A 24,551-nucleotide genomic window follows, 5' to 3' on the forward strand; every position below is an offset into this window, starting at 1 on the left:
AAACTCCAAAATTATCAATCCTCACCTAACGAATACTGATTAAATAGCCACCCTCAACTCACCGGGTTAAATTCAGCCATGACTAATCAATTAACGCCTCAGAAATTCGAGAGCCAAAATCAGCGATCGCTACAAAGATTAGCCCGCGCTATTTCTTTTTCCAAAGGTCAATTTTCTCTAATTTTAGTAAGCTGTAACTATTCCTATCTGCAAACGAAAGTGATCAAGCAATTACGGGAAAAATTACCAGAAGCAGAGACCATTCAAACCATCACGCTTTCCCCGAAAGTTACCACCCTCTACACCACATTATTAGATCGCATAGCCACCCCTACCCCTAGCGTCTTAATGGTCATGGGTTTAGACACAGTAGAGGCTTTAGAAACCCTGCTAAGTTCGACCAACCAAGTCCGGGATGAATTTCGGAAGAATTTTTCCTGTCCTTTAGTATTGTGGACTACAGATATCCTAGCCAAAAAACTAATCCGACTAGCGCCAGACTTTAAAAGTTGGGGTGCAGCTACGATTAAATTTGAAATGGCGACCCCAGACCTGATTAAATCACTGACCCTGCAAGGTAACACGCTGTTTTCCTTAGCGGAATTACGAATTAGGTCAGGAGAACTGCAAAGCCGCAAATTTGATGGCAGGTCAAAATCCCCGAAATATGACCTAAGTATTGGTTCGAGTCGTCGCCGGGAATTAGAATTTGCTTGGAAAGATTTACAACACAGGGGAGTGGAACTTAACCTTTTTCTCCAAGGGACGAAACAATTTATTTTTGGCTTAGATAAAGATGCTCAAGACTTAGGAGAGGAGGCGCGCGTTCATTATCAAAAAAGTTTAGCGGATCTGGAAAATTGGATCTCTCCGACCACAACCAGTGCTGACCCCTATCAATTTGCCTATCCTATTTCCTATCAAGTTATCCGGGGGATTATCTTATTTCACATTGCCTTAAACGATCGCCTAAAAGCTATGCGATCGCGACACATTCCCCATGCCAAATCCCCAGGTACTAACGTCAAAGTGCTGCATTCAGCTAAAACCCACTTAGAACAATCCCGACAGGCTTTTGAAATGGCGGGAAGACCAGATTTAGTAGCTGGAATTCTCTGTTATTTAGGGGATGTTCTGAAGGGATTATACCAATGGGAGGATTTACAGAACCTAGCGGAAACGGGAATAAAAATCCATTTAGCATACGGTTGCGATCGCCAATTAGCCCAAGATTATGGATTTATGGCTGAAGTAGCTCTTCAGCAGAAAAAATGGCATAAAGCCTTAGAACTAACTAAACTAGCCCTAGCAATTATTGACTCGGAAAAAAGCCCAAATGAACGGGGAACTTATCTGCTGCTATTGGCTCGCAGTCATAAACATTTAAATGAATGGGAAACAGCGATTAGGGAACTAGAAAAAGCCCGCCAAGAAACCTCCCCCAGTTATGATCCGCAATTGTATATTGATATTTTGGCGGAATTGCGTAATCTCTACTACGAACAAGGTCAATATATCAAAGCATTTCGGATTAAACAAAGACAACGAGAAGTTGAGCATCAATACGGATTTCGTGCTTTTATTGGAGTCCATCAATTGCAGCCATCTAAACAGGCATTAAACCCGGTTAGTTGCTCTCAAAATAATACCTCAAAAGCGGCTATTAGCCCGGGTTTTGAGATGACTAATAATAGCCGTAATCAAGATATTAATAATCTGATTCACAGGTTAGGACGAGATGATCATAAATTAATTGTCCTACATGGTAGTTCTGGAGTCGGTAAAAGTTCGTTAATTAATGCGGGTTTAGTCCCAGCTATGGCGGAAATTAGTTTAGGGGCTCGTAATGTTCTACCCGTGGTAATTAATAGTTATACAGACTGGGTGCGAGAACTAGAAGCAGCCTTAGCTACAGCCTTAATTAATCAAGATAGTCTGAATATTAAAGCCAAGAATTTAAAACGGCTTTGGTATCGGACAATTATCAAGGCTTCCCAAGGTAGTAATGCTATGTATAATAGCATGGATATTGACTCTTTGAATCATCGCGATCGCACCTCATATATTTTGCATCCCGATTCATTTATTAACAGTCGTATCCAGGAAAATACCGATCACAATCTCCTGACTGTTCTGATTTTTGACCAATTTGAGGAATTCTTTTTTCTCTGTCGCGATCGCTCACAACGCCAGACATTTTATGAGTTTTTAAATCTCTGTCTAAACGCGCCTTTTGTTAAGGTAATTATTTCCCTGCGGGAAGAATGTTTACCCTACTTGCTAGAGTCCGAATACCTATCGCCTTTGGGTGCCATAAATAACAATATTTTAGATAAACATATTCGCTACCATTTGCGAGATTTTACCAAGGCGGAAGCTCACCGAGTTATTCAGGCTTTAACCAAACGTGCTAACTTTCATTTAGAACCGGCTTTAATTGATAAATTAGTAAAAGATTTAGCGGATGAAAGCTCCGAAGTGAGACCAATTGAGTTACAGGTAGTTTGCTCGCAACTCCAGGAAGAAGGACTAAGAGGAATCACGACCTTAGCCGAATATGAGAGACTCGGAGACCATCCCAAAAACCAACTAATCGAGCATTTTATTAATGGTATTATTCAAGACTGCGGCCCCCCCAACGCCAATGCAGCATGGGATATTTTATTTGCGCTTACGGATGAAAAACTCGCCCGTCCCATGAAAACGCGATCGCAATTAATCGCGGCGATTAGACCAGATCCATCTACGGTTACTCCCGGTAAATTTGGGGATAATAAACCCAGCGATAATCATCATAATTTTATTGATATTATCCTAGAATCAGGTTTGCTACTCCGTCAGCATGAGCAAACAGAAGACCGCTATCAACTCATGTATGATTATCTCGTATTTCCCATCCGAGAACGCTATAGAATTCTCGCCGCACAGCGCCAGGTAGAAATCGAAAAGAAACTGCAACAAAGTCTGAAAGCAAAAACCCAAGCCGAAGCGGCTCAAAGCGAAAGCGAAAAACAACTGATACACCGGAATCGACTCTTAAAACAACTGCTTTGTGTGTCAATTATTGCCACTCTCGGATTAGGGGTATCAACCAAAATTGCTTACCAACAAAAACGCCTATCTTATATCACCTCATTAACAGCATCTTCCGAGGCACTATTTTTCTCTAATTATCGTTTTGATGCTTTACTGGAAAGTTTAAAAGCGGCTCAAAAAATCAAAAAAATTAAGTCCTTATCTCTCAATGCTAACAGTTTCCATGAGGCGGAAATTCGGGTAGCAGCCACCCTAGGACAAGGAGTTTATGGGATTCATGAACAGAACCGCCTAGAGGGTCACGCGGATATAGTGTGGGATGTAGTTTATAGTCCCACGGGGGATATATTAGCCTCTGCTAGTACAGATAATACTATCAGATTATGGACTCCTGAAGGGAAGGCGATCGCCACTTTAACCGGACATCATCATAATGTAACTAGCCTAGATTTTAGCTCCTGTGGTCAAATGTTAGTTTCGGCTTCCGATGACCATACAGTTAAACTATGGAGTCGGGACGGTAAACTGTTAAAAACATTCATCGGACATACAGATAGAGTAAAATCTGTTCGCTTTTCTCCTGATGGTAAAATGATAGCCTCGGCGGGGAGCGATCGCACCATCAGACTATGGAATTTACAGGGAGAAATCATCCGCACTATTCGTTTTCGCCATACCGCACTCACCTGGATTAACTTTAGTCCTGACGGGGAAATATTAGCCGCCGCAGCCAATCAAGGAGACGTGCAATTTTTCAACCAACAGGGTAGAAGATTAATGAGTATCACCCACACCAAAAATCGGGACTCAGTAATTTATGCAGTTAATTTCTCCCCCAATGGTCAATTCATAGCCACCAGCGGTACAGATGGCACGGTTAAACTCTGGACTCGCCAAGGGGAATTAATCAGGACTTTACAAGTAGATGAAGATATTGTTTTCTGCGTCTCATTTTCTGGGGATGGTCGGACTTTAGCCACAGCCGGATCTGATAAAACCGTCAAAGTCTGGAGTTGGGAAGGGGAATTACTCCAAACCTTTCGCGGTCATGGAGATAAAGTAACAAGGGTACGTTTTTCCCCGGACGATCGCACCCTAGCTTCATCAAGTTATGACAAAACCGTGAAGTTATGGAATCTCCACACTAACCCCAGAGCCACCTTAAAATCTCATAATGATCGAGTTCTCGATGTTAGCTTTAGTCCTGATGGTCAAATCTTAGCTTCTGGGTCTCAAGATACAACCGTGAAATTATGGAGTAGTTCCGGGAAACTCCTACAAACTCTATCAGGTCATAGCGATCGCGTTTCTTCCGTGAGTTTTAGTCCTAACGGAGAATGGTTAGCCACAGCATCCTATGATCACACAGTCAAAATCTGGAAACGCCTTAATCCCCAGTCCGACTTGTCCCGCAATTGGCCCAGTAAACTGCAGCTTTCCAAGTTTAACGGTATTGGGGTCATGCCAAAATCTCTGTTTGTACCCTCTCCAGTCGCCACCTTAGTAGGTCACACTGATAGCGTCATGACTGTGACTTATAGTCCAGACGGTGAGTATATCCTCACCGGAAGCAAGGATGGAACCATTAAACTCTGGACTGCTGATGGTCAATTCCTACGCACCATCAGAGGACATCAGGAATGGGTTAATCAGGTGAGTTTTAGTCCCGATAGTCGGACAGTGATTTCCGCCAGTGATGATGGGACTTTAATTCTGTGGAAGTGGGACCCAGCCAATACTATGCTTGATCGCCTCAAAACTATCCAGGCTCATGAAAGTTATGTCTTGGGGGTTAACTTTAGTCCCGATGGTAAAGTTATAGCCTCTGCTGGATACGACAATACAGTTAAATTGTGGACTCAGGAGGGAGTTTTGCTCAATACCCTATTAAAAGGGACTAGCGATAGTGTCACTCGTGTAGTCTTTAGTCCTGATGGGTCTTTAGTGGCTTCCGCTAGTTATGATAGTCATGTTCGCATTTGGAGCGCTAAGGACGGAACTTTGCTAAAAACTTTGATGGGACATGGTGATAGTGTTATGTCTCTGACTTTCAGTCCAGATGGCCGAACATTAGCCTCCGCTAGTCGCGACCACAGCGTGATTCTGTGGAATTTGGATCTCGATAGTCTCGTAGACAAGGCTTGTGAGTGGGTTCGCAACTATCTTGACCATAATCCTAATGTTAGGGATAGCGATCGCCAATTGTGCGAGAACACCTACCAGAGGAGTTAACAAGCCTCCTTACCCTGATCAGGAATCGTCATAGACACTGGCTGCATTTCTCCGATTTTATGATAAGGTTAACAATTGTAACGAATATGAGTTGGCATTATCTGTGGGTTAAGCAACATCTGCCGTCGTTCACATTTGATTATTTGGTATAAAATATCTATGCAACAAATCTGGTCGCACAAACTCTTCCGATTCATTGCTGTATTCTGTGTCGTGCTTTCCACCTGGGCGATCGCACCTGTAGCAGGCGCTTACAACAACCCTGAACTTTTACCCGAAGTCCAAACCCCGATCATAGATTTAGCTGAACTGCTGACAGACGTTCAAGAAGACCTTTTAGCCGAAGACCTGAAACAGTTTGAATCCCAAACTGGCTGGAAACTCAGGGTCCTAACTCAGTTCGATCGCACTCCCGGTCGCGCCGTTAAGCAATATTGGGGACTTGATGAACACAGTGTCCTATTGGTAGCTGATCAACGCGGCGGTAATATTCTTAACTTTAGTGTCGGTCGGGATCTATACGACCTGCTGACCCGAACCTTTTGGGTGGAACTTCAGACCCGCTACGGTAATCAATACTTTGTCCGCGATAATGGTGAAGATCAATCAATATTGCAATCTATCCAAACCATTGAAACCTGTTTACTCAAAGATGGTGGTTGTCGAGTAGTTCCCGGTCTTCCCAGAGAACAATGGATTCTCACCTTAATCACCTCCGCCTTGGGTGGGGTGATTTGTGGTATTGCGGCTATTCCCCGTAAACCCGGACAAATTGTGGCTTGGCAATGGGCCTTAATCTTTTCTCCCCTGTGGGGCATTTTATTTATAGCCTTCGGTCTGGGTCCGGTAATTAGTCGCACCTCCGACTGGGTTCCGGTAATCCGCAACGTCTCGGCTTTCTTAATCGCTGTTTTGGCGGCTTATCTAACTCCCGCCTTTAACCACTCTTCCACCTCGGAAACTTAAACCTTTGACGATTCCTATAAATTAGGGCGGGTTCAGCAGTTTATTGTCAATTAACCGTGATTTTCTAACCCGCCCATATCTACAAAAACCGCCTTTTTAATTAAAAAGAATTATGGCAGTTTAATCACTCCCAGCAGTCATTTCCACAATTACCCCCCTTGTTTTTACTCAACAAAAACAGCCAATTAACTAATAATTAATTGTTGGCAATTAACTGTTGTTTAATTTGGTCAGCCTTGGCAATTAGATCAACTTGATTGAAGACAGTTTGCTCGCCACTTTTCAACCATTTGAGGTTCACAGTTCCGGCGATCGCTTCAGCATCTCCCAACACCAAACAAGCCACAGCACCACTGCGATCGGCTCGTTTAAACTGTTTACCAAAAGCACTACCACTCAGGTCTAATTCAACCCTCAACCCCGCTTGACGCAGTTTCTGAGCCAAAATCAGACCATTAGCCTCCGCTTTTTCTCCGCGAGACACCAAATATAATTCTGGGGTAACTTGTGGAGGTTGGTGCAATTGCTGAAGCAGAATAATTAAACGTTCCAAACCGATCGCCCAACCCACTGCCGGGACTTCCGGGCCGCCAAGTTCCTGGACCAAACCATCATAGCGACCACCGCCGCAAACGGTAGCCTGAGCGCCAAGGTCATCAGAAATAATCTCAAAAGCAGTATGGGTGTAATAGTCCAAACCGCGAACCAGTCGAGGATTGAGGGTGTAAGAAATCCCCAATTCCTTAATCAAATACTGGACTCGTTCAAAGTGAGATTGCGATCGCTCTCCCAGATAGTCCAAAATACTGGGAGCGTCGCGGGTAATTTCCTGGGTGCGTTCATCCTTACTATCCAAAATCCGCATGGGGTTACGGGTAAGGCGATCGCGAGAGTCTTGATCAAGTTCGTCCTGAAAGGGTGTCAGATAATCCACCAAGGCTTGACGATAATTTTGGCGATCGGTGCGATCGCCTACTGAATTAAGATTCAAATGCAGATTGGTGACTCCCAAACTCTTGAGGATATCCACCGCCACCGCGATCACTTCCACATCAGCGCGGGGGTCATCACTACCGAGAACCTCCACCCCAAGTTGATGAAATTGTCGTTGTCGTCCCGCTTGAGGACGTTCGTAGCGAAACATCGGCCCCATATACCATAGTCGTTGTACACCAGGGTTAGCGAATAGTTTTCGCTCAATATAAGCTCGGACTACCCCGGCTGTACCTTCAGGACGCAGGGTAATAGAGCGATCGCCGCGATCGCAGAAAGTGTACATCTCCTTTCCCACCACATCCGTAGCCTCACCGATACCCCTTTCAAACAAGGCAGTTGGCTCAAAAATCGGTGTTCTGATTTCTTGATAATTACCTCGCGCCAAAGTCTCCTCAGCCACAGAAGCTACCCACTGCCAATAACCGACTTCCTCTGGGAGGATATCACGGGTTCCTCGTAAACTTTGAATTGATTCCATCTCTAATATATAAATCCGTGCCAAAATATGACTCACCGCTAGGAGCATGATCCCCATACTCAGGGAAGTTGTGAGCCTTCTGTACTGATCAATTTCCTGGTGATCAATTTATGTTGATGGTGTCTAAAGATTGCCAAGAACCATAGCGATCGCCATAATAAGCTAAAATCCGTTCAACTTGCGAGTTAATGTCCCCGTCAGATGATTCCGAATATTCAATTGATAGGGCTGCGATTTGACTCTCAATGGGGTCAAATTTCGGCAATTCCCCGCCGTCGGTATCTTTAGACATAGGCACTAAACCCGTCTGTACACCCTCCACCTGTCGCAGGTGAGCAGCCACTTCCCGATAAACCGCTAAAGGTAATCGCGGACAGCAAAGGTGATAACAGATTTTTGAGTCACAACTTGCCATGATGATCAGTGATCTATATTTACTCAACTATAGGAGAGGATACAGTTTCATCAACACTATCAGTTAATTCTGCTGATGATTCTGGTTCTGGTAGGGTGCAGCAATTGATATTATCAATGCAAACTTTACCCCATTGCAAAGACCAGCGGACCAACTCCACCCGATTACCTGTCGAGGTTTTAGTCAGGATGTTACTTATGTGGTTATCTACTGTACGTTTGCTGATTTCCAGCTTTTCGGCGATTTCCTGGTTAGTCAAACCGATCGCCACCAGTTCCACAACCTGTAGTTCTCTTTCCGAGAGGGAGACAGGGGATTTGAATTTACTGTCGGACATAGAGGTATCCTATCTCTGCATATTTACTTACTTATCACCATTTTAAACTGTACAATCCATTTGCGTCTTCTAACCTCAGATGCTTCTGCCCCAGCGCAGATTCTGTGAACTCTATTTTTGACAGTCAAGATGAATCATTCTCGCGTTATTTGCCTCGGTGAAATTTTATTTGATTGCTTGGCAGACGAGCCTAACCAGTCCTGGGGAGAAGTTAAGTCTTGGACGGCTCACCCGGGAGGGGCTCCGGCTAATGTCGCTTGTGCTTTGGTGAAATTGGGAACCTCTGCCGGGTTTATTGGGGCGGTGGGTTCTGATGAAGGCGGCGATCGCCTCCTGGGGTTTCTTCAATTGGTCGGGGTTGATACTACAGGCATTCAAAGACACCCATCAGCACCCACCCGACGGGTTTATGTGTTGCGTTCAGGCACTGGTGAGCGAGAGTTTGCCGGATTTGGGAATCTCAATACTATCGATTTCGCTGATGCCTATTTGCAAGCCGAAGCTATACCAGAGTCTTTGTTTGTAAATGCTGACTTCTTGGTGTTGGGTACATTGGAACTCGCCTATCAGCAAACCCGCCATGCTATTACTCATGCTTTGAGGTTAGCCGATCGCTATAATCTCAAGATTTTAGTAGATATTAACTGGCGACCGAATTTTTGGCCAGACCCGGAAGCAGCCAAACCCCTAATTATGGATTTGCTTAAACAGGTTGATTTTGTCAAATTATCAGAGTCTGAAAGTATCTGGCTATTTGATACCACTGATCCTGGTACCATTAACTATCGCCTAAACTCCGTGGAAGGGGTGTTAGTTACTAAAGGCGATCGCGGCTGTTCTTACTGTCTCGGAGATCATGAGGGTTATTTTCCCGGATTTTCTGTCCCAGTTCAAGATACCACTGGCGCAGGTGATGGCTTTGTGGCTGGCTTTATTCACCAAGTTTTGCAGTTGGGTATCCCTAGCCTCCATAACCCCGAAACCGCTAGGGCGATCGTTACCTATGCTAGTGCAGTGGGAGCCTTGGTTACTACTGAATTAGGAGCGATCGCTGCCCAACCCACCGCCGCCCAAGTTGAGGAATTTCTAAAACAGCAGCCATAGCCACCGAAAATTGATAAGTCTTATTACTGGGGGCGGGTTCAGTAATCAGTTTTGATTCTCAACAGTCCAACTACTCAACCCGCCCTTATTCAATAGGTGCGAGAATTAGAGCCTAGTCAAAGCCGAGATTTTCGCTAATTTATCTTGACCCAAAACCTGTAATTCTTCCAGGCTTAACCATCCCTGTTTAACTAATGTGGCTAACACAAACACACTGGCAGCATCTCGATAGTCATACTTACCATCAATATCGTGTCTTCTGGCACTCAAAAAATCATGCAATTTCCACACCTCGTCAATTTCTGTCAGATTAAACGCTTTTTGTTTAACCTCATCAATCAGAATCTTAACCTCCCGCTCATAAGCCTTGTGTAAGGCATCTACAGCCGCGTTTTTATCCTGTTCAGACCAATTAATTTCACTCACTTATCATTACCTAATTGAGCATTACCACAGCCGATATTTGCTCGATATTTAGTGCGCGAGTACCGTATGAATATATCTAGGCAATAAATAGGTGCTATCAATCATCATATAGCCATCAGAAATCTTCGATAAATCATTATGAACTTTATCTCCTGTGGTTGTAATTTGATCTGAACCGCTGGTAGTTCACAAATCATTTCATAATGCTATATTAAACACGGTCTTCTTTCTCCTATTAACCTCAAGTAACTTTTTACTGCCCGTAACACTACAATCATCGCCACATTCAATCGATGGGGAATCGACTTTATCCCCAGCAGAAAAGGGAGCGCTTTTGTTGAGAAAACGCTCGCCTATATAATTTCTAGGTGAACTCCATTCTAGCGCACCAAGTTCAACAACTCTTTGGGAGATGCTAACAAATCGATCGCCACAAAGAAAACCTTATTTTCTGGGTTCAGCAAGAAGCGCCAAGCAATATTCATCCCCACATTACCACCAAACCAGGGAGTTTGCACTTTACCAGTAACCTTAATCTGAGTATAGCCATCTTCCGTCGGTTCAGAAACACCTCGTTCTGGGATTAACTTCAAGTTCTGGCATTCTTCCCGGAAAAACCGCAGCACATTATCGCGACCAACAATTGGTTTTTGGAAAGGAGGTTGTAACGCTCCATCTTCTGCAAACAGACTAATTAAGTTATCAAAATCGTTAGCATTCAAGTTGTCCATGTATTGCAGGACTGTGGAATTGGTCACACCTTCGATTTGAACTTTAGTCCGTTGGGACATCTCTTGAGGAGGTACAACAGGTTCTGCTACCCGTTGATAGCTGCCTAATTTGCTGGTATCGAACCCCATATCAACAACACAATTACGCAGCACCGTGATTTGTTGACCTGGATCAATACCTTGAATCGTCACTAGGATAGCGTTGGCGTTAGCTGAGAGTTTGTAGCCTTCGGGAATGGGCGCAACAAGTCCTTGATCCATGAAACGCCCTAGTTCATACCAGAAACCCAGCTTGATATTAGGAGACCAACTAGCATAGGTACGACAAATGGGAGTATCTGTCCGGTTCGCCAGGTCACACATAGCTTGGGTTTGCTGTAGGGGAGTCATCTGCCGAATTTCCTCTAGGGTTTTTTCAGCAAACTGCATATTCGCCGCCCCGGGAGCCGCAATGGTGATGGTTTTACCCATTTCCAGATACGCAAACCAAATGAGAGCCAGTTGATCTTCGGCACTAAGCTGCTTGAACCGAGCGATCGTCGCCGGAACTACGTCAGCCGCTAGGGTTTCTGGAAAAATGCTACGAGCCGAGTCAATGGTGAATGGCATTATGTGTACCTCTACTTCAATTTCTGTTAAAGCAACTTTACCATACTTAACAAAAATTTACAAGTTTAGGTATCTCAGAATGCAGAATTTTTTTTATACCACCGATTAGTCAGGGGAGGGCTTAACTTTTCACTCTTGACCCGGATAGCGCGATACAATAGGCGCACAGCTTGGTAAATTGGGCAAATTGACTAAAATATGGCAGTTGAGATCGAACGTAAATTTTTAGTGCGCGGGGACCAGTGGCGATCGCTTTCTGTGGGAGTGGTTTACCGTCAGGGCTATATCACCACCACCCCAGAAAAAACCGTCCGAGTCCGCATCGCCGGAAATCAGGGCTATTTGACCATTAAGGGCGCTTCTGAGGGCTATCAGCGCGCCGAGTTTGAATATCTGATTCCCATTGAGGATGCCGAACAGATGTTATCTAGTTTATGCGTTGGCCCTCTCATTGAAAAGAAACGCTATAAAATTCCCATCGGTGATCTGATCTGGGAAGTTGACGAATTTTTCGGGGATAATCAGGGGTTAATTTTAGCCGAAGTGGAATTAAACAGCCCGGAGCAGGCTGTGGAGTTACCAGAGTGGATCGGGGAAGAAGTTAGTCACGATTACCGATATTATAACGCTAATTTAACCAAGTTTCCCTATACTCAGTGGGCATATCAAGTGAGGACAACAATCATGGAATTTCAGACCCAAGTTCAACGAGAATGTTATGAACAGGTCGCTATCTGGATGGAGGAGATGTTCACTCAGTATCCTTGGGAAAAATTAGACGATCCTGGCTTTGGTTTATTTCTGGGTTCCGCGTGGGTGGAAGTGCGAATTTACCCCTGGCACGAAGATGCTGTCATTGAAACGCGATCGCTCGTAGTTCAAGGGGCAGAAATTACCCCGGAATTGATGCAATTTTTATTATTGAAAAATTCTCAAATGCGCTTTGGTGGTTTTGCGATCGATGACCATGATCATATTTACCTTAGCCATACCATAGTCGGTTCAACCTGTGACCCCGGAGAATTAGAGTCCTCAGTTTTATCTGTCTTAGAAACAGCCGACGATTTTGATGATCAAATCATCCAGAAGTGGGGCGGTAAACGGGCTTTAGACATTGTACCATAATCGTTTTGCTACCAACCATCAAACTAGGGCATTATCCCGAATCTTAACAATTAAACCGCGATCGCCCTTGTTGAGTTGCCGTTAAATACTGTTCTAAAGTCTCCCAGTCTTCCTGTTGAATGGCGAGTGTAATTTTATCTAAACTTTCGCGATAATTAGACAAAGACTTTAACACAGCTTCCCGATTATACTTAGCCATCATCACCCCTAACTCTGGGTTCCCACCACCCACCCGGCTGGTGTCTCGAAACCCAGAACTTGCTAGTTGATAAGCCAGATCCAGGATATCCTGATTTTCCTCAGTAGCCGTCGCAGCAATGAGACTAGCGCTAACCATGACCGGGAGATGAGAGATCCAAGCTACCGCCCGATCATGGTCCATGGGGGAACATTGATAAACCCTCGCGCCTAGTAAATTAGCGATCGCCACCACTACCTCCGTCGCTTCTGGGGGGGTGGTTTCCGTGGGAGTAATTACATAGGGTCGCCCTACAAATAACTTGAACTGTGCCGCATCAATACCACTATAAGCTGTTCCCGCCATGGGATGTCCTCCCACAAAGTTCCGCCTTATGGGAGATATAATATCAACAATAGGAGTTTTTACCGAACCTACATCTGTTAAAATGGCGTGAGGATTCAGGTGTTCCAATAGTTGTTCAACCGTAGAAGCGATCGCCCCTATTGGGGTACAAATAAACACAAGATCCGCCCTAGCCATCAACGACAAACTACAAGAGGCTTCATCAACCGCCCCCATAGCGATCGCCCTTTCACAGGTAGACTGGCGGCGAGAAACCCCCAACACCCGCCCCCCCTGTAGCACTGATTCTCCCAGGGGTTCAGTTAATCCCTCCCCCTCCAACAAAGAACGCAAATCCAAGCCTAGGGAACCGCCAATCAAACCCAATCCGACAATACCAATATTCATTAAATATTATTAAGTGCGATCGCTGCCCTGAGTTTACCAGTGAGAAAAACTGGCAGCCCCAATGCACAACCAAATAACTTTAAATTAATTCCCAATCAAGCAAACTTTTGGCAAATTGTCAACCCAAAACCCCATAGAGATTTATGACACCAGCTCAACGAATTGACATATCCCCCCCAAATTTTGATAGAATAACAGTTTAATTTGCCGACATTAAACTGGAGCGAAAAAGGCATGGATGCCGAAGAACTGCTGCTAGAATACCAATCCGGGAACCGTGATTTTAGTGCCATTCTGCTATGTGAAGCCAATCTGAGCCGGGTCAATCTTAGTCAGGCTAATTTTACCGAAGCCGTTTTGAGCGTTACCAACTTTAGCGGAGCCAACCTAACAGGCGTTAACCTAACTCGAGCCAAACTGAACGTTTCCAAACTTAGCGGCGCTATTCTCCAGGGAGCCAACCTCAATGAAGCAGTTCTCAACGTCGCCAACCTGATCAGAGCCGATCTCAGTCAAGCCAACCTCGTCGATGCGTCCTTAATTCGCGCCGAACTAATGCGAGCCGAACTCAGCGAAGCCATAGTCAATGGGGCGAATTTAACCGAAGCAGATTTAAGAGAAGCCACCCTCAGACACGCCGACCTCCAACAAACCAATTTATCCGGCGCTAACCTATCAGAAGCCTGTTTAATTCTCAGTAACCTAGAAAGATCCAACCTAACCCGTGCTGATCTTACACGAGCCGATCTCAGGGGGGTTAATCTCCGTAACGCTGAACTGCGACAAGCTGAACTAAATGGCGCAGATCTTCGTGGTGCTAACCTGAGTGGCGCAAATCTCCGCTGGGCGAATTTAAGTGGTGCTAACCTGAGTGGCGCCAACTTAGAAGCCACCCAATTAAGTGGCGCAAGTTTACGCGGTGCTAATCTTAGTGGCGCAAGTTTACTCAATTGTAGCGCCATTCATGCTGATTTAACCCAAGCTAATTTGATAGACTGTGACTGGACAGATGCTAACCTGCGAGGTTCCGCATTGACAGGAACTAAACTTTATGGATTGTCCAGATTTAGTTTAATTGCAGATGAGATCACCTGCGATTGGATTGATCTGAGTCCTAACGGTGATGGTAGCAAAATACAGCGTTTTAGTTCCCAACAAGCTCATCAATTTTTTAACGTTGAATCTCCCACCGTTCAAATCCGTATTAATGCCCCCCTAGACCCAGATACCCACTGCATTTTAGCTTCCATATATCGGCAAATTATCCAACACTATCCCTTTATCAAATCTCCCCCTAGCATTGATATAGGTTCGCGCCGAACCCTCTTATCGTTTAGAATAGATGATGAGGAACAGCTATTTCTGACAGCTTATGTAGTGATTCTACCCTTTGCAGATGTCGCCAAAACCAGAGAGTGTATTCTGGAATCATTGCGGATGCTCACCTTGGAAAATAGTTCTCAAATGGGAGTCAGATTATCTAACCAAGTGATTCAGTTTGGCATCGATATAATTAAAAAAATCAGCCGTTTAGAAGACCATTTGTTATCCGAAAAGTTACAGGAAGAAATTGACGGCAATCATCCATTTTTTCACCATCCTACTCAAACCATTTTAAGTAACTTAGTCGGGGAATATTTAGCTATTCATAGCCATCCCGAATTTGGGAGGAAGTTTAGTCATATTCCTGGGTTGATGGATTTATCCAAAATCACACCCGAAAAATATCGGCAAATGGCAATGGCAACACCAGATATTTTCACCAGTTTTGTAGCCAGTTTTGATTCCCCATAATTATGTCATCAAAAATCCTCTAGCTCCCTCGTTAATTGCTCTCTTAATCATTTTAACATCAACAGTGAATTTTCCACAGAATGACAGATACTAACAACCATCAAAATTCTGAGAGTGACGTTCTTAAAGTTTATGAAATTGTCAAAAAATATCGAGATGGAGAACGAGATTTTGAGGACATCAATTTAAACGAAATCAATTTGAGTCGAATTAACCTAGCCGGAGCTAATTTAAGTGGTGCATCCTTGAGTGTAGCTAATTTAAGCGCCTCGGATTTAAGGGAAGTGAATTTGAGTCGTGCTAATCTGAATGTAGCTCGATTAAGTAATGCTAATCTCACCAAAGCTATTTTAAATCAAGCCACCATTAATGTAGCTAATTTAGCAAGAGTAGATTTGACGGAAGCACAGTTAATTAACTCCCTATTAATTCGAGCTGAATTAATTAGAGCGAAACTCACTAAAGCTAACTTCACCCAAGCCAACTTAAATGGGGCGGATCTGCGTGAAACCAAACTTCAGCAGACTAACTTTAATGGTGCTAATTTAAGTGGTGCGAACCTGCGAGGCGCTTCTGGAGCTTTGACTAAATTTACCAAAACCGACCTACGAGGAGCGGATTTAGTTAAAGTTAATTTACCTAAAGCTGATTTTAGTAATGCGGAATTAAGACAAGCAAATCTGACCTATGCTAACTTGAGTAATGCTGATTTTAGTGGTGCAAATATGCGCTGGATTGACCTACAAGGCGCTGACCTCAGTGGTGCTAATTTGACAGAGGCTAACCTCAGTGGCGCTAATTTATCCGGTGCTAATTTAAGCAGCGCGGTGTTAGTAAAGGCTAGTTTAGTTCACGCTGACTTGAGCCAAGCTAACTTAATTCGAGCCAATTGGAGTGGCGCAGACTTGTCGGGAGCCACATTAACTGGCGCTAAACTTTATCAAGTTTCTAGGTTTAATCTAAAAGCTGATGAGATTACCTGTGAATGGGTGGATTTGAGTGCTAATGGTGATCATAGTCAGGTTTATCATTTTGATCGGGAAAGTCTCCGAAAGTTTTTTAATCAAACTCGACCTATAGTTGAGATTCTGGTTAATTCCTCCTTAGATCAAGATGCGAATATGGCTTTAGCCAACATTTACCACAAAATTGCTCAAGAGTTTCCCGTCATGGAACGTCCCCCCAGCCTAGAAGTAGGCGATCGCACTACCAAAATCACATTTATTGCTAACCAAGAACAAGAACTATTTGCTATTGGCTGTCTGGCTATTTTACCCTTTGATGATGCTCCCCAAACCCAGAAAAATATCGTTAATTTACTGCGTCAGATTCAAGATTCTGCCCTGAAAAAGGAGCGGCGATCGCAATTGTTAAGCGCTATGAGTAAAGTCATTGCCAAAGTTAATGAGATGAAAAAAATAGCCCGCACCATTCGCTCAGAATTCAATCCGCCATTTTTTAGTAAACCGACCCGCACGCAATTAACCAATGGCGGCCAGAAAATGATTATGGTTCATGAAAACTCGCAAATCAGCAAACTCAATCCCTCTCCTAATAGTGGTTCCGATGCCAATTCCACCCCTAATTTTGACCAAGTAATGGCTTTTATTAACAGTTTCAATGATATGCCCTAACAGTAGCATCAAATCTCCAGGTTAACCATTAATCATTCATGGGTCCGGGTTCGATGCTGTGGGTTGGTCGGTGTTCTGCTCACTACAAGCTAAACTAGAAGTCGATGGGCTGAAGTTGAGAACCTCTGGCACCATTACTAAATATTTGGCTTGATAACCCTGTGATTGAAGTAGAAGCACATAATCTGGTTCGTCGTTTGGTGCAGTCCGTTGGTGACATGGACTGGCCACACTATTTGACAATGACAAGATTAGTGGCGCGCGCCTTGCGTTTGGGACGTAGTGCATTAATTCAAACCGGGGTGATGCCAAAAGTCCTCGATCATCCCTATCGGTTTAGTTATCTAATTCCGGTTTTAGTTGGGAAAAAAGCCACTGTCATCGTCGCCTCCGAATCGGTAATTGAGCAACTCTTGACCGTAGAAGTTCCCAAAATTCAGGGTATTACAGATGCAGATGATCAGAAATTACCCCTGATGGCGATTCAAAAAGGCGATCGCTGGCCAAGTCAAGATTTTCAGGGTTTGCTACTAACCACCCCTCAAATATGGTTAGCAGATAGACTAGGCGAAAACCAGCACTTTCCCCCACATATTCCCACCATTATTGATGGTGCCGATGATTTAGAACAGTGGAGTCGCGATCGCCTCACCGTCGCCTTAGAATGGTCAGACTGGACCCTATTAACCCAGAATCGACCAGAATGGCGAGACACCCTCCAGTTAACCCAAGTGCGTCTAATTCGCTCAATTTTCGCGCACCCAGCTAATCTTTATGGTTGTCATCTCCTCGACTCCGAAGAACAGGATATTCTCCAAAATCTGTTTGTGGCTCTTACACAACCCACAGAATCAACTACTACCTCAGCCGAAACCTCTAGTCAAGGCTTAGACTCTCGGTGGCACGAGTTTTACCATCAATGGTTATCTGAAAATCAACTAAAGTGGGTAGAAGTTGACCGCGCGCAGGGTTCATTCAAATTATATTGCAGTCCCCTAGAAGTAGCTTCAGCCTTGAGTCCCATTTGGGAAAAACAACCCGTAGTCTTGATTGGCGGCGCTTTAGACTTGGATAAAAACGCTCCCATTTATCGTCAGAGCATGGGATTAGGGGATTTAACCTGTGTGAAATTTACACCCGATCGCCAAAGCCAATTAATCCAACTTTATCTACCTTCTCGGATACCCATGCCAAATACACCCCAGTTTGAGAAGGCATTAATTGAGCAATTGCGGACCTTACTATGTATGAGTATCAATATTAGTGGTTTGAAAGTTATATTGGTTGAGGATATTCCCCTCAAAGGAAGAGTGGCGGCGGTGTTAGCTTCTGAGTTTGGTTCCCTAGTACAGGTGGAAACCACGGCTATCAGCGAAACAGGGGTTTTAGTTACGGGTTGGCAATTTTGGCGAAACCATCAGCATCAGTTAGTTTCTCCCCATTTGTTAGCGATCGCCACTTTACCCTTACCCTCCCTAGAAAATCCCCTAGTAGCCGGGACCGTCGCCTACTACAAACAGCAGCGCCAGGACTGGTTTCGGCTATATTTACTCCCCGCCGCCTTAAGAGAGTTACAGGGTGCTGTCGCTCCCGTTCGCCACAAACAAGGTATCGTAGCCCTATTAGATAGTCGGGTAACTCGTCGCACCTATGGAAAACAGGTACTAACAGCCCTGAGTCCCCACGTTCAAATCGATTATCTCGACACCACCTGGTTAAATATTTAACTGGCTTGATTGTCCTTGCCAACAGTGCTATGATACCATCAATTTCCTTTCCCAAATTGGGCCAAGTTTTTAACTCGGTTTTTTTGATAATCGCCCACCATTTAAATTAGATCTATGAATCAAAAATTGGCAATTCCCCTACTTAGCTTAATCCTGAGTGTGGGCTTTACTGGATATGCAGCGGCGGAAACTGTTTTAGAACAAATTGAACGAACTGGAGTCCTGCGGGCGGGTGTACGGACTGATGCGGTTCCCTTTAGCTATTTAAACGATAATGGCGAGATCGAGGGATATTCTGTCGATTTGATTAGGTTGATTCATGGTCGCCTTGAAGAGAAGCTAAACCAGCCGATCCGGTTGGAGATGACTACTGTTACCCTACTCGATCGCTTTGAACAAGTCCAAAAGGGAAACCTAGACCTGGTGTGCGAGGCTACTAGCATCACCGCTGAACGGGAAAATGGGGTGGATTTTTCTACTCCCTTTTTTGTAACGGGGATTCAGATGTTAGTCAAAACTGAAAATCGCGATCGCCTTGACCCCACCCAACTATCCGAAACAGACATTTCAACCGTTAGCTTGGAACGGGTTACCATTGGATTTTTAGAATCTACCACCGCTGATAGCGAGTTGCGCCCAGTTTACCCAGAAGCCCAATGGGAAGCCGTCCCTAGCCGCGCTGAAGGTATCCGCCGCTTACAGGCAGGGGAATTACAAGGCATTGTTAGTGATGGTATTCTGTTGCTTGGACAGTTGTGGAAAGATGGGAGCGATCGCCAGAACTTTCAACTGGTTCCCAGCCAACCCCTGACCTTCGAGAATTACGGATGTATCCTACCCATGAACAGCCGGGAGTGGAGCCGAGTAGTTAATTCAACTATTGCCAGCCCAGAAAACACTACCCTTTGGAATCAATGGTTTGATACCAACCAAGGTAGGTTCCCTTATCGTAAATTTGAATAAGTATTGACCGAGAATATGCCGATCAACAAACCGGGAAATCTGGAGGGGGTTTCTCGTGTTTTGGGGAGGCGAAATTAATCGTATATTCTGCCTGCATGAGTTTTGACATCCGCCTATCCGTCCCGGCGTGCGCTAACGGGGCTTTCCATCTATTTCAACAAATCAAAGATTGACAATTGTTGAAATGCTGGACGGGTTGACGCTTCATTGAGATGTGCTTTCTTTACAGAAAGTCTGACCCTCTCTCCACATCCGTTTAAAGTCTCCAAATGCCCTCCGGCGACCTTAATATTAATCGCAGCGTTAACATCTCTATCATGAGATGTGCCACAATTTAAACAAGTCCACTCTCTCATATTTAATTCTTTTTTGCCACCGCGAAAACCGCAGCCAGAACCGGTTTGAGAAGTGGGAATCCATCTATCAATGACACGAAAATCACGCCCGTACATAACAGATTTAACTTCTAGCATTGTTCTCAAACTGCGCCAACCCAAATCCGAAATAGCACGGGATAGTTTTCGGTTTTTAATCATCCCTGAAACCTTTAAATCTTCCAAGACTATCGTTTGGTTTTCACGAATAATCCGAGTTGACAATTTCTGAAGAAAATCGTTTCTGGTATCAGAAATCTTGGCGTAAAGTTTAGCTAATTTCTTTCTAGCAACTTCCCTTCTTTGACTGCCTTTCTGTTTCCTCGACAAATTACGTTGTCATCTTCTTAAACGCTTTAGTTGTTTCTTTAAAGGCTTAGGAGATTTAACTTTCTCACCATTGCTTAATGTGGCAAAATCAGTGATTCCTAAATCAATTCCTACAGAATTTTGGTTTTCCGGTAAGGGTTGAGGATTAAACTCAACAACAAAACTGACAAAATACCTATCAGCACTGTCTTGGATTAAGGTGGCACTAGAAGGTTTTGTGGGTAACTCTCTACTCCATACTACTTTAATATCACCAATTTTAGCGATGTAAATGTAATCGGAATTAAGGTAGAGTTTAAAACCATTATCCATAAATCTAGCGGATTGCTTAGATTTACGCTTTTTAAACTTGGGAGGTTTAACTTTCTTACCTTTTCTTTGTCCTTTACAGGATTTGAAAAAGTTAGAGTAAGCCTGCTCTAAATCTCTTAAAGACTGTTGTAAGGGAATAGAAGAAACTTCTCCCAACCAGATTTTTTCCTCGGTTTTTTTGAGTTCTGTAAGTCTTTGAGAAAGTTCGTTGATATTAGGCTTTTTGTTACCCGCACGGTATTGTTCTTGACAATATGCTAAGGCATCGTTAAATATTACCCGACAGCATCCGAACAATTGAGACATCAATCTCTATTGTTGGTCTGTTGGGTAAATTCGATATCGATATCTTAGCTTCATACTGTAAAAATGTATGAGTCTGCATTAATTATAGCTAGGAGTCTGGTAGATGTCAACCCTTTGACGAAAAGAGCGTCTGTTTCGGATTTAAAGATTCATTTGGTCTGTGTGACTAAGTATCGTCGCCAAATCTTGACAGTGGAGAGCCTGATGTTAATCCTGAAGTATTTTCGAGAAGTGGCTGAAAAAATGAATTTTCAAGTGCTGGAATTTAATGGGGAGTCAGACCATATTCATACCTTAGTTGAATACCCTCCTCAACTCTCTATTTCTGTCATAGTAAATGCTTTAAAAGGATTTGCCAGTCGTAGATATGGGCAAGCCAGATTCCCTAAACTCTACGGAAAAGAATCTTTATGGTCGCCTAGTTATTTTGTATCTTCAAGCGGTGGCGCACCATTAGAGGTTCTGAAGTCTTACATTAAAAACCAAGAAAAGCCGTCGTAGAACGACGGGGTTTTCAACCAAAAATTTTCGATAATTTACTCAACAACGTGGAGTAATCCCCGACGTAGGCGATCGAATACTTCGTTAATGCAGTCGTGTTCTTCATCACTCAGACATTCCTTGGATAGAAGCAAGTACATAAGTTGCTTTTGGTCCTCGCGGGTGATCTTGCGAGAAACAAAAATGCGATCAATTAGAGCATCGAGATTGTTAGATGAGGGTGAGAATTGCGCCAGCATGGGAACTCATATAACGCTATGTAGCTATTATCTTACGTTCTGGGGATTATGGAAGTGATAGAGCGCGTCAGCCATTGTGATTGTGATCAATATTAAACCTGATTGAGATCACAATTGCCGCATATATACCACCCAAGTCATGGGCGGAAAATGGTATAGAATAAAGGTTCATGAACGCTTACTCGCTACCGGAGATCTTCGATGAAATTCCCAATTCTAACGATGATTACCCTGTCGATTGCTATCCTACCAATGGCTCCGGTCCAGGCTAGTAATTTACAGGAGATCCGACAACTCCTATCAACTAAAGAATGTCCAAACTGCAATCTGACTAATGCGGGCTTGGTGTTAGCAGATCTCAGCGGCGCGAACCTCAGCGGGGCTAACCTGACTGGGGCTAACCTGAGTCGTGCTAACCTGACTGGGGCTAATCTGACTGGGGCTAATCTGACTGGGGCGAGTTTATTTGGGGCGAACCTGACTGGGGCGAACCTGACTGGGGCGAACCTGGCGGGGTCGGATTTGCGAGGCGCTTATTTGGCTAATGCGATCGCCCTTGAGGCTAATATTACTGAGGCTCAATTAATTGGAGTGGTGGGACTCCCGACTAATATTGGCAACGCCGAGGATTTCTATCGCCTGGGAGTTAAAGAAGCCTTGGCAGGAAACTACCAAAATGCCATAGAACACTACAACCGCGCCCTGAGTCTCAATCCTAACCTGGCGGCGGCTTATTTTGCTCGCAGTATGGCTTGGGCTGATAGTGGTGATTTAAATAGAGCCATGTCGGATGCTAAACAGGCTCAAGAACTATATAATAGATGGGGGAGCCAGGAAGGGCAGGAAATTACTGCTCAGTTGATTGAAATTATCGAATTTCGTCAAAATCCCCAGGAACTTAGAGCCCGTAATGGCGGGGTTATGGGACTTCTGGAAAGTGCTACTCCCCTACTGTTAAGATTTCTGTTCTAAGAAGCAGAAATAATTGAGTGAAGACTACTGTTGGTTTAATGCGAGTTGTGATGGAGTTGTAGACTATGGGCGATCGCCAAAATCAATCTTTTTGGGATTCCGTAAACCAGAAAGTATCCGGTCTGCCTAAAAATTGGAGTCAACCCGCATCAGGGTTGGGTAAATCCCTGAGCGATCGAGCCACGGAAACAGCTCGAAAAACAGCAACTGAGATAGGGGATTCGATTACTCATCGCGCTTCCGAAGTGGGGAAAGCCGCAATACATACAGCCACCAATTCTGGGGCTTCTGTGGTGAAACGCGCTCAAGGATGGGTGGAAAATATTTATCCAGAAGCCGAGGACGAAATCCCCACTAATCCAGAATATGACTGGAGTACAGATGAGCTTTATCATATTTTTGTCCCGGCTCCAATTGCCACCAATGGGGGGACTCAAATGGTTATGGTAAAAACAGGTAAAAGATATGAAGTGAAAATCCCACCCCATAGCTCAGAAGGTGCTAATCTGCGTCTGAAAGGGTGTGGATTGCAGGGAGAGGATGCCTTTTTAATTTTGCATACTTTACTCAACCAGCCCTCTGATAATATTGACCGTAAAATCAACAACCTGATTGTACAATCTCCCATTCATGACCGCAGTAAAGTTAGATGTTTTCAGGCTTATAATAATCTGCAATCAGGCTCGGCTATCACAGACCCTAATACCCTCAATTTGCTGGATTATTTGTTTCTGTCTTCTCCTGTATATTCCGAGTTAAGTCAGCGCTATCTTATTGCTAGTTATAATTCCCGATTAATGGCTATTGAAAAATCTATTGAGTCAGCCTTAAATGCAGGTCAATTAGAACTAACAGAACAACGAGATATCCGCAGCACTTATCAATATTTGCGTGCCGGGGAGATGGTTACTAATTTAGACAACCTCACTCGTCTGGATGCGATAGTTTTGCATTCCTCCCTCCCTAAGATTATCAAACAATATTATCTGAGATCTAGTGCAATGGCTTGGTCAATGACTGTAGATGCCATAATTATTAGTAGTATTAATACCTGCCAGACCATTGCACAGGAAGAACGACCAGATTTTTTATCTGTATTTACCAAGTTTCGTCAGGGAAAAAACATTCAGAATCAGCCCCTATTCAAACGCTTTGAGGCTTGGATAGCACAAGCTGAAATTCCCCAAGTGTGTCAGGTGATTTTTTACCTATGGCGAGAAGGTAGCTTTCAGCTGCACAGTGAATTACCATCAGACCATTGGGAACAGTCCTGGAAAGCGATCGCTACTGCTAAAGCCTATATAAACGAGACCCAACCCCAACAGAGACCTTCAGCCAACTTCCCACCCATTGAAGTTTTACCTGGAACTCTAGCCGAGTCGGCTTATAACAGTGTCTCCCGTGGTGGTTTGGGTCTGTTATCGGGAATGCCAATGCTAGAGGGGATAACTGGATTAATTGGGACAGCAGCCCTGGTGGCGATCGCCCAAGTAGCCTTACTCCCCGCTACCGAAAAAATGGCCTTGGGTATAGGTCATAATAGCGATCGCACCACCACAGCCACAGGTAAAAATTGGCAAGCTGTGGGTTCCTTTGGAGACACACCCAACCCTCGATCTAGTAAATTATCTGGCTTACCCGCCTATAGAGACATGATCACAGAACTCCAAGGCTTACAAGCCATAACTCAGCCGGGGGAGTGGCTGCCGGAAAGAGTGTTATCTTCTCAATTTGATGTGAGACAATTATTTACATATCAGAAAACCCGCCAGCAAACCATCAAAGTCTTGGAAACCCAGATGTATGCCTAATCATACAGCCCCCTGCCATGCCACTGATCAGTACAGGGATAAATACTTATCCCTTAAGCTATCCACTTGTCAACTACATATAATGTTAAAATAAACAATCCCAAATAATCATTTAAGTAGTGGCGATTTGAGGATAGCTACAGCATTTGGTATTAACTTCCTAGTTGGTGAGGTGTTTTTTGTGAGTCAGCCTATCTCTAAA

18 protein-coding genes and 1 pseudogene are annotated in these 24,551 nt (G+C 44.1%); 11 read left to right on the forward strand and 8 right to left on the reverse strand.

What is annotated here, in order from left to right:
- The first annotated feature begins 78 nt into the window (after positions 1-78).
- A complete protein-coding gene (locus XZ46_RS11325; protein WP_008050564.1) occupies positions 79-5,268 on the forward strand; it encodes a WD40 domain-containing protein in 5,190 nt (1,729 codons plus the stop codon).
- 159 nt (positions 5,269-5,427) lie between these two features.
- Positions 5,428-6,234 carry a TPM domain-containing protein gene (locus tag XZ46_RS11330; protein WP_006669763.1) on the forward strand — a complete coding sequence of 269 codons (807 nt, stop codon included), beginning with the start codon at positions 5,428-5,430 and terminating at the stop codon, positions 6,232-6,234.
- A gap of 196 nt (positions 6,235-6,430) precedes the next feature.
- On the opposite strand, the gene hisS is transcribed toward XZ46_RS11330, so the two are convergent.
- The 3 genes from hisS to pedR all read right to left on the reverse strand — a co-directional run bounded on the left by hisS (position 6,431) and on the right by pedR (position 8,460).
- Complete coding sequence (gene hisS / locus XZ46_RS11335; RefSeq protein WP_048895408.1) at positions 6,431-7,708, reverse strand: histidine--tRNA ligase; 1,278 nt, start codon at positions 7,706-7,708, stop codon at positions 6,431-6,433.
- A gap of 103 nt (positions 7,709-7,811) precedes the next feature.
- Positions 7,812-8,123 (reverse strand): hypothetical protein, encoded by a 312-nt coding sequence (locus XZ46_RS11340; RefSeq protein WP_006625887.1) that lies wholly within the window; start codon positions 8,121-8,123, stop codon positions 7,812-7,814.
- A gap of 19 nt (positions 8,124-8,142) precedes the next feature.
- Entirely contained in the window at positions 8,143-8,460 is a 318-nt protein-coding gene (gene pedR / locus XZ46_RS11345) for a photosynthetic electron transport-dependent transcriptional regulator PedR (protein WP_006625886.1), read from the reverse strand.
- A 129-nt stretch (positions 8,461-8,589) separates the two neighbouring features.
- Between pedR and XZ46_RS11350 the strand changes: the two genes are divergently transcribed.
- On the forward strand, positions 8,590-9,564 hold the full coding sequence (locus XZ46_RS11350; RefSeq protein ID WP_008050568.1) for a carbohydrate kinase family protein: 975 nt from the start codon (positions 8,590-8,592) through the stop codon (positions 9,562-9,564).
- 105 nt (positions 9,565-9,669) lie between these two features.
- Here XZ46_RS11350 and frp read toward each other — a convergent pair whose 3' ends face one another.
- Positions 9,670-9,990 (reverse strand): fluorescence recovery protein, encoded by a 321-nt coding sequence (frp, locus tag XZ46_RS11355; protein WP_006625884.1) that lies wholly within the window; start codon positions 9,988-9,990, stop codon positions 9,670-9,672.
- 380 nt (positions 9,991-10,370) lie between these two features.
- Complete coding sequence (locus XZ46_RS11360) at positions 10,371-11,330, reverse strand: orange carotenoid-binding protein (RefSeq protein WP_006625883.1); 960 nt, start codon at positions 11,328-11,330, stop codon at positions 10,371-10,373.
- A gap of 198 nt (positions 11,331-11,528) precedes the next feature.
- On the opposite strand from XZ46_RS11360, the gene XZ46_RS37820 reads away from it, so the two are divergent.
- The gene (locus XZ46_RS37820; RefSeq protein ID WP_008050571.1) at positions 11,529-12,455 is read left to right on the forward strand and encodes a CYTH domain-containing protein; all 927 of its coding nucleotides are present in this window, start codon (positions 11,529-11,531) and stop codon (positions 12,453-12,455) included.
- 43 nt (positions 12,456-12,498) lie between these two features.
- Here the strand turns inward: XZ46_RS37820 and XZ46_RS11375 are convergent, their stop codons facing one another.
- A complete protein-coding gene (locus XZ46_RS11375) occupies positions 12,499-13,386 on the reverse strand; it encodes a prephenate/arogenate dehydrogenase (protein ID WP_008050572.1) in 888 nt (295 codons plus the stop codon).
- 234 nt (positions 13,387-13,620) lie between these two features.
- Between XZ46_RS11375 and XZ46_RS11380 the strand changes: the two genes are divergently transcribed.
- The 4 genes from XZ46_RS11380 to XZ46_RS11395 all read left to right on the forward strand — a co-directional run bounded on the left by XZ46_RS11380 (position 13,621) and on the right by XZ46_RS11395 (position 19,504).
- Positions 13,621-15,180 carry a pentapeptide repeat-containing protein gene (locus XZ46_RS11380; RefSeq protein ID WP_006625879.1) on the forward strand — a complete coding sequence of 520 codons (1,560 nt, stop codon included), beginning with the start codon at positions 13,621-13,623 and terminating at the stop codon, positions 15,178-15,180.
- An 80-nt stretch (positions 15,181-15,260) separates the two neighbouring features.
- Positions 15,261-16,814 carry a pentapeptide repeat-containing protein gene (locus XZ46_RS11385; RefSeq protein ID WP_008050580.1) on the forward strand — a complete coding sequence of 518 codons (1,554 nt, stop codon included), beginning with the start codon at positions 15,261-15,263 and terminating at the stop codon, positions 16,812-16,814.
- Positions 16,815-16,975: 161 nt separating this feature from the next.
- Complete coding sequence (locus tag XZ46_RS11390) at positions 16,976-18,541, forward strand: helicase C-terminal domain-containing protein (RefSeq protein WP_006625877.1); 1,566 nt, start codon at positions 16,976-16,978, stop codon at positions 18,539-18,541.
- A gap of 114 nt (positions 18,542-18,655) precedes the next feature.
- The gene (locus XZ46_RS11395; protein WP_006625876.1) at positions 18,656-19,504 is read left to right on the forward strand and encodes an amino acid ABC transporter substrate-binding protein; all 849 of its coding nucleotides are present in this window, start codon (positions 18,656-18,658) and stop codon (positions 19,502-19,504) included.
- A 149-nt stretch (positions 19,505-19,653) separates the two neighbouring features.
- Here the strand turns inward: XZ46_RS11395 and XZ46_RS34210 are convergent.
- A pseudogene (locus XZ46_RS34210) lies at positions 19,654-20,826 on the reverse strand (RNA-guided endonuclease InsQ/TnpB family protein).
- A 63-nt stretch (positions 20,827-20,889) separates the two neighbouring features.
- On the opposite strand from XZ46_RS34210, the gene tnpA reads away from it, so the two are divergent.
- Positions 20,890-21,327 (forward strand): IS200/IS605 family transposase, encoded by a 438-nt coding sequence (tnpA, locus tag XZ46_RS11405; protein ID WP_006669757.1) that lies wholly within the window; start codon positions 20,890-20,892, stop codon positions 21,325-21,327.
- Between the two features lie 35 nt (positions 21,328-21,362).
- Here tnpA and XZ46_RS29255 read toward each other — a convergent pair whose 3' ends face one another.
- Positions 21,363-21,566: a hypothetical protein gene (locus XZ46_RS29255; RefSeq protein WP_006625873.1), complete on the reverse strand. Its 204-nt coding sequence runs from the start codon at positions 21,564-21,566 to the stop codon at positions 21,363-21,365.
- A 201-nt stretch (positions 21,567-21,767) separates the two neighbouring features.
- Between XZ46_RS29255 and XZ46_RS11410 the strand changes: the two genes are divergently transcribed.
- The gene (locus XZ46_RS11410) at positions 21,768-22,538 is read left to right on the forward strand and encodes a pentapeptide repeat-containing protein (protein ID WP_008050591.1); all 771 of its coding nucleotides are present in this window, start codon (positions 21,768-21,770) and stop codon (positions 22,536-22,538) included.
- A gap of 65 nt (positions 22,539-22,603) precedes the next feature.
- A complete protein-coding gene (locus tag XZ46_RS11415) occupies positions 22,604-24,349 on the forward strand; it encodes a hypothetical protein (RefSeq protein WP_006625871.1) in 1,746 nt (581 codons plus the stop codon).
- Positions 24,350-24,551: the final 202 nt, after the last annotated feature.

The organism is Limnospira indica PCC 8005, assembly GCF_000973065.1.
In the GTDB taxonomy this organism is placed as follows: domain Bacteria; phylum Cyanobacteriota; class Cyanobacteriia; order Cyanobacteriales; family Microcoleaceae; genus Limnospira; species Limnospira fusiformis.

What these genes read in the sequence shown, in the direction of transcription:
- XZ46_RS37820 (WP_008050571.1), top strand. Translation starts at nt 11,529, where the DNA reads ATGGCAGTTGAGATCGAACGTAAATTTTTAGTGCGCGGGGACCAGTGG.
- XZ46_RS11340 (WP_006625887.1), bottom strand. Translation starts at nt 8,123, where the DNA reads ATGGCAAGTTGTGACTCAAAAATCTGTTATCACCTTTGCTGTCCGCGA.
- XZ46_RS11395 (WP_006625876.1), top strand. Translation starts at nt 18,656, where the DNA reads ATGAATCAAAAATTGGCAATTCCCCTACTTAGCTTAATCCTGAGTGTG.
- XZ46_RS11375 (WP_008050572.1), bottom strand. Translation starts at nt 13,386, where the DNA reads ATGAATATTGGTATTGTCGGATTGGGTTTGATTGGCGGTTCCCTAGGC.
- pedR (WP_006625886.1), bottom strand. Translation starts at nt 8,460, where the DNA reads ATGTCCGACAGTAAATTCAAATCCCCTGTCTCCCTCTCGGAAAGAGAA.
- XZ46_RS11415 (WP_006625871.1), top strand. Translation starts at nt 22,604, where the DNA reads ATGGGCGATCGCCAAAATCAATCTTTTTGGGATTCCGTAAACCAGAAA.
- XZ46_RS11325 (WP_008050564.1), top strand. Translation starts at nt 79, where the DNA reads ATGACTAATCAATTAACGCCTCAGAAATTCGAGAGCCAAAATCAGCGA.
- XZ46_RS11330 (WP_006669763.1), top strand. Translation starts at nt 5,428, where the DNA reads ATGCAACAAATCTGGTCGCACAAACTCTTCCGATTCATTGCTGTATTC.
- XZ46_RS11380 (WP_006625879.1), top strand. Translation starts at nt 13,621, where the DNA reads ATGGATGCCGAAGAACTGCTGCTAGAATACCAATCCGGGAACCGTGAT.
- tnpA (WP_006669757.1), top strand. Translation starts at nt 20,890, where the DNA reads ATGTATGAGTCTGCATTAATTATAGCTAGGAGTCTGGTAGATGTCAAC.
- XZ46_RS11385 (WP_008050580.1), top strand. Translation starts at nt 15,261, where the DNA reads ATGACAGATACTAACAACCATCAAAATTCTGAGAGTGACGTTCTTAAA.
- XZ46_RS11410 (WP_008050591.1), top strand. Translation starts at nt 21,768, where the DNA reads ATGAAATTCCCAATTCTAACGATGATTACCCTGTCGATTGCTATCCTA.
- XZ46_RS29255 (WP_006625873.1), bottom strand. Translation starts at nt 21,566, where the DNA reads ATGCTGGCGCAATTCTCACCCTCATCTAACAATCTCGATGCTCTAATT.
- XZ46_RS11350 (WP_008050568.1), top strand. Translation starts at nt 8,590, where the DNA reads ATGAATCATTCTCGCGTTATTTGCCTCGGTGAAATTTTATTTGATTGC.
- XZ46_RS11360 (WP_006625883.1), bottom strand. Translation starts at nt 11,330, where the DNA reads ATGCCATTCACCATTGACTCGGCTCGTAGCATTTTTCCAGAAACCCTA.
- hisS (WP_048895408.1), bottom strand. Translation starts at nt 7,708, where the DNA reads ATGGAATCAATTCAAAGTTTACGAGGAACCCGTGATATCCTCCCAGAG.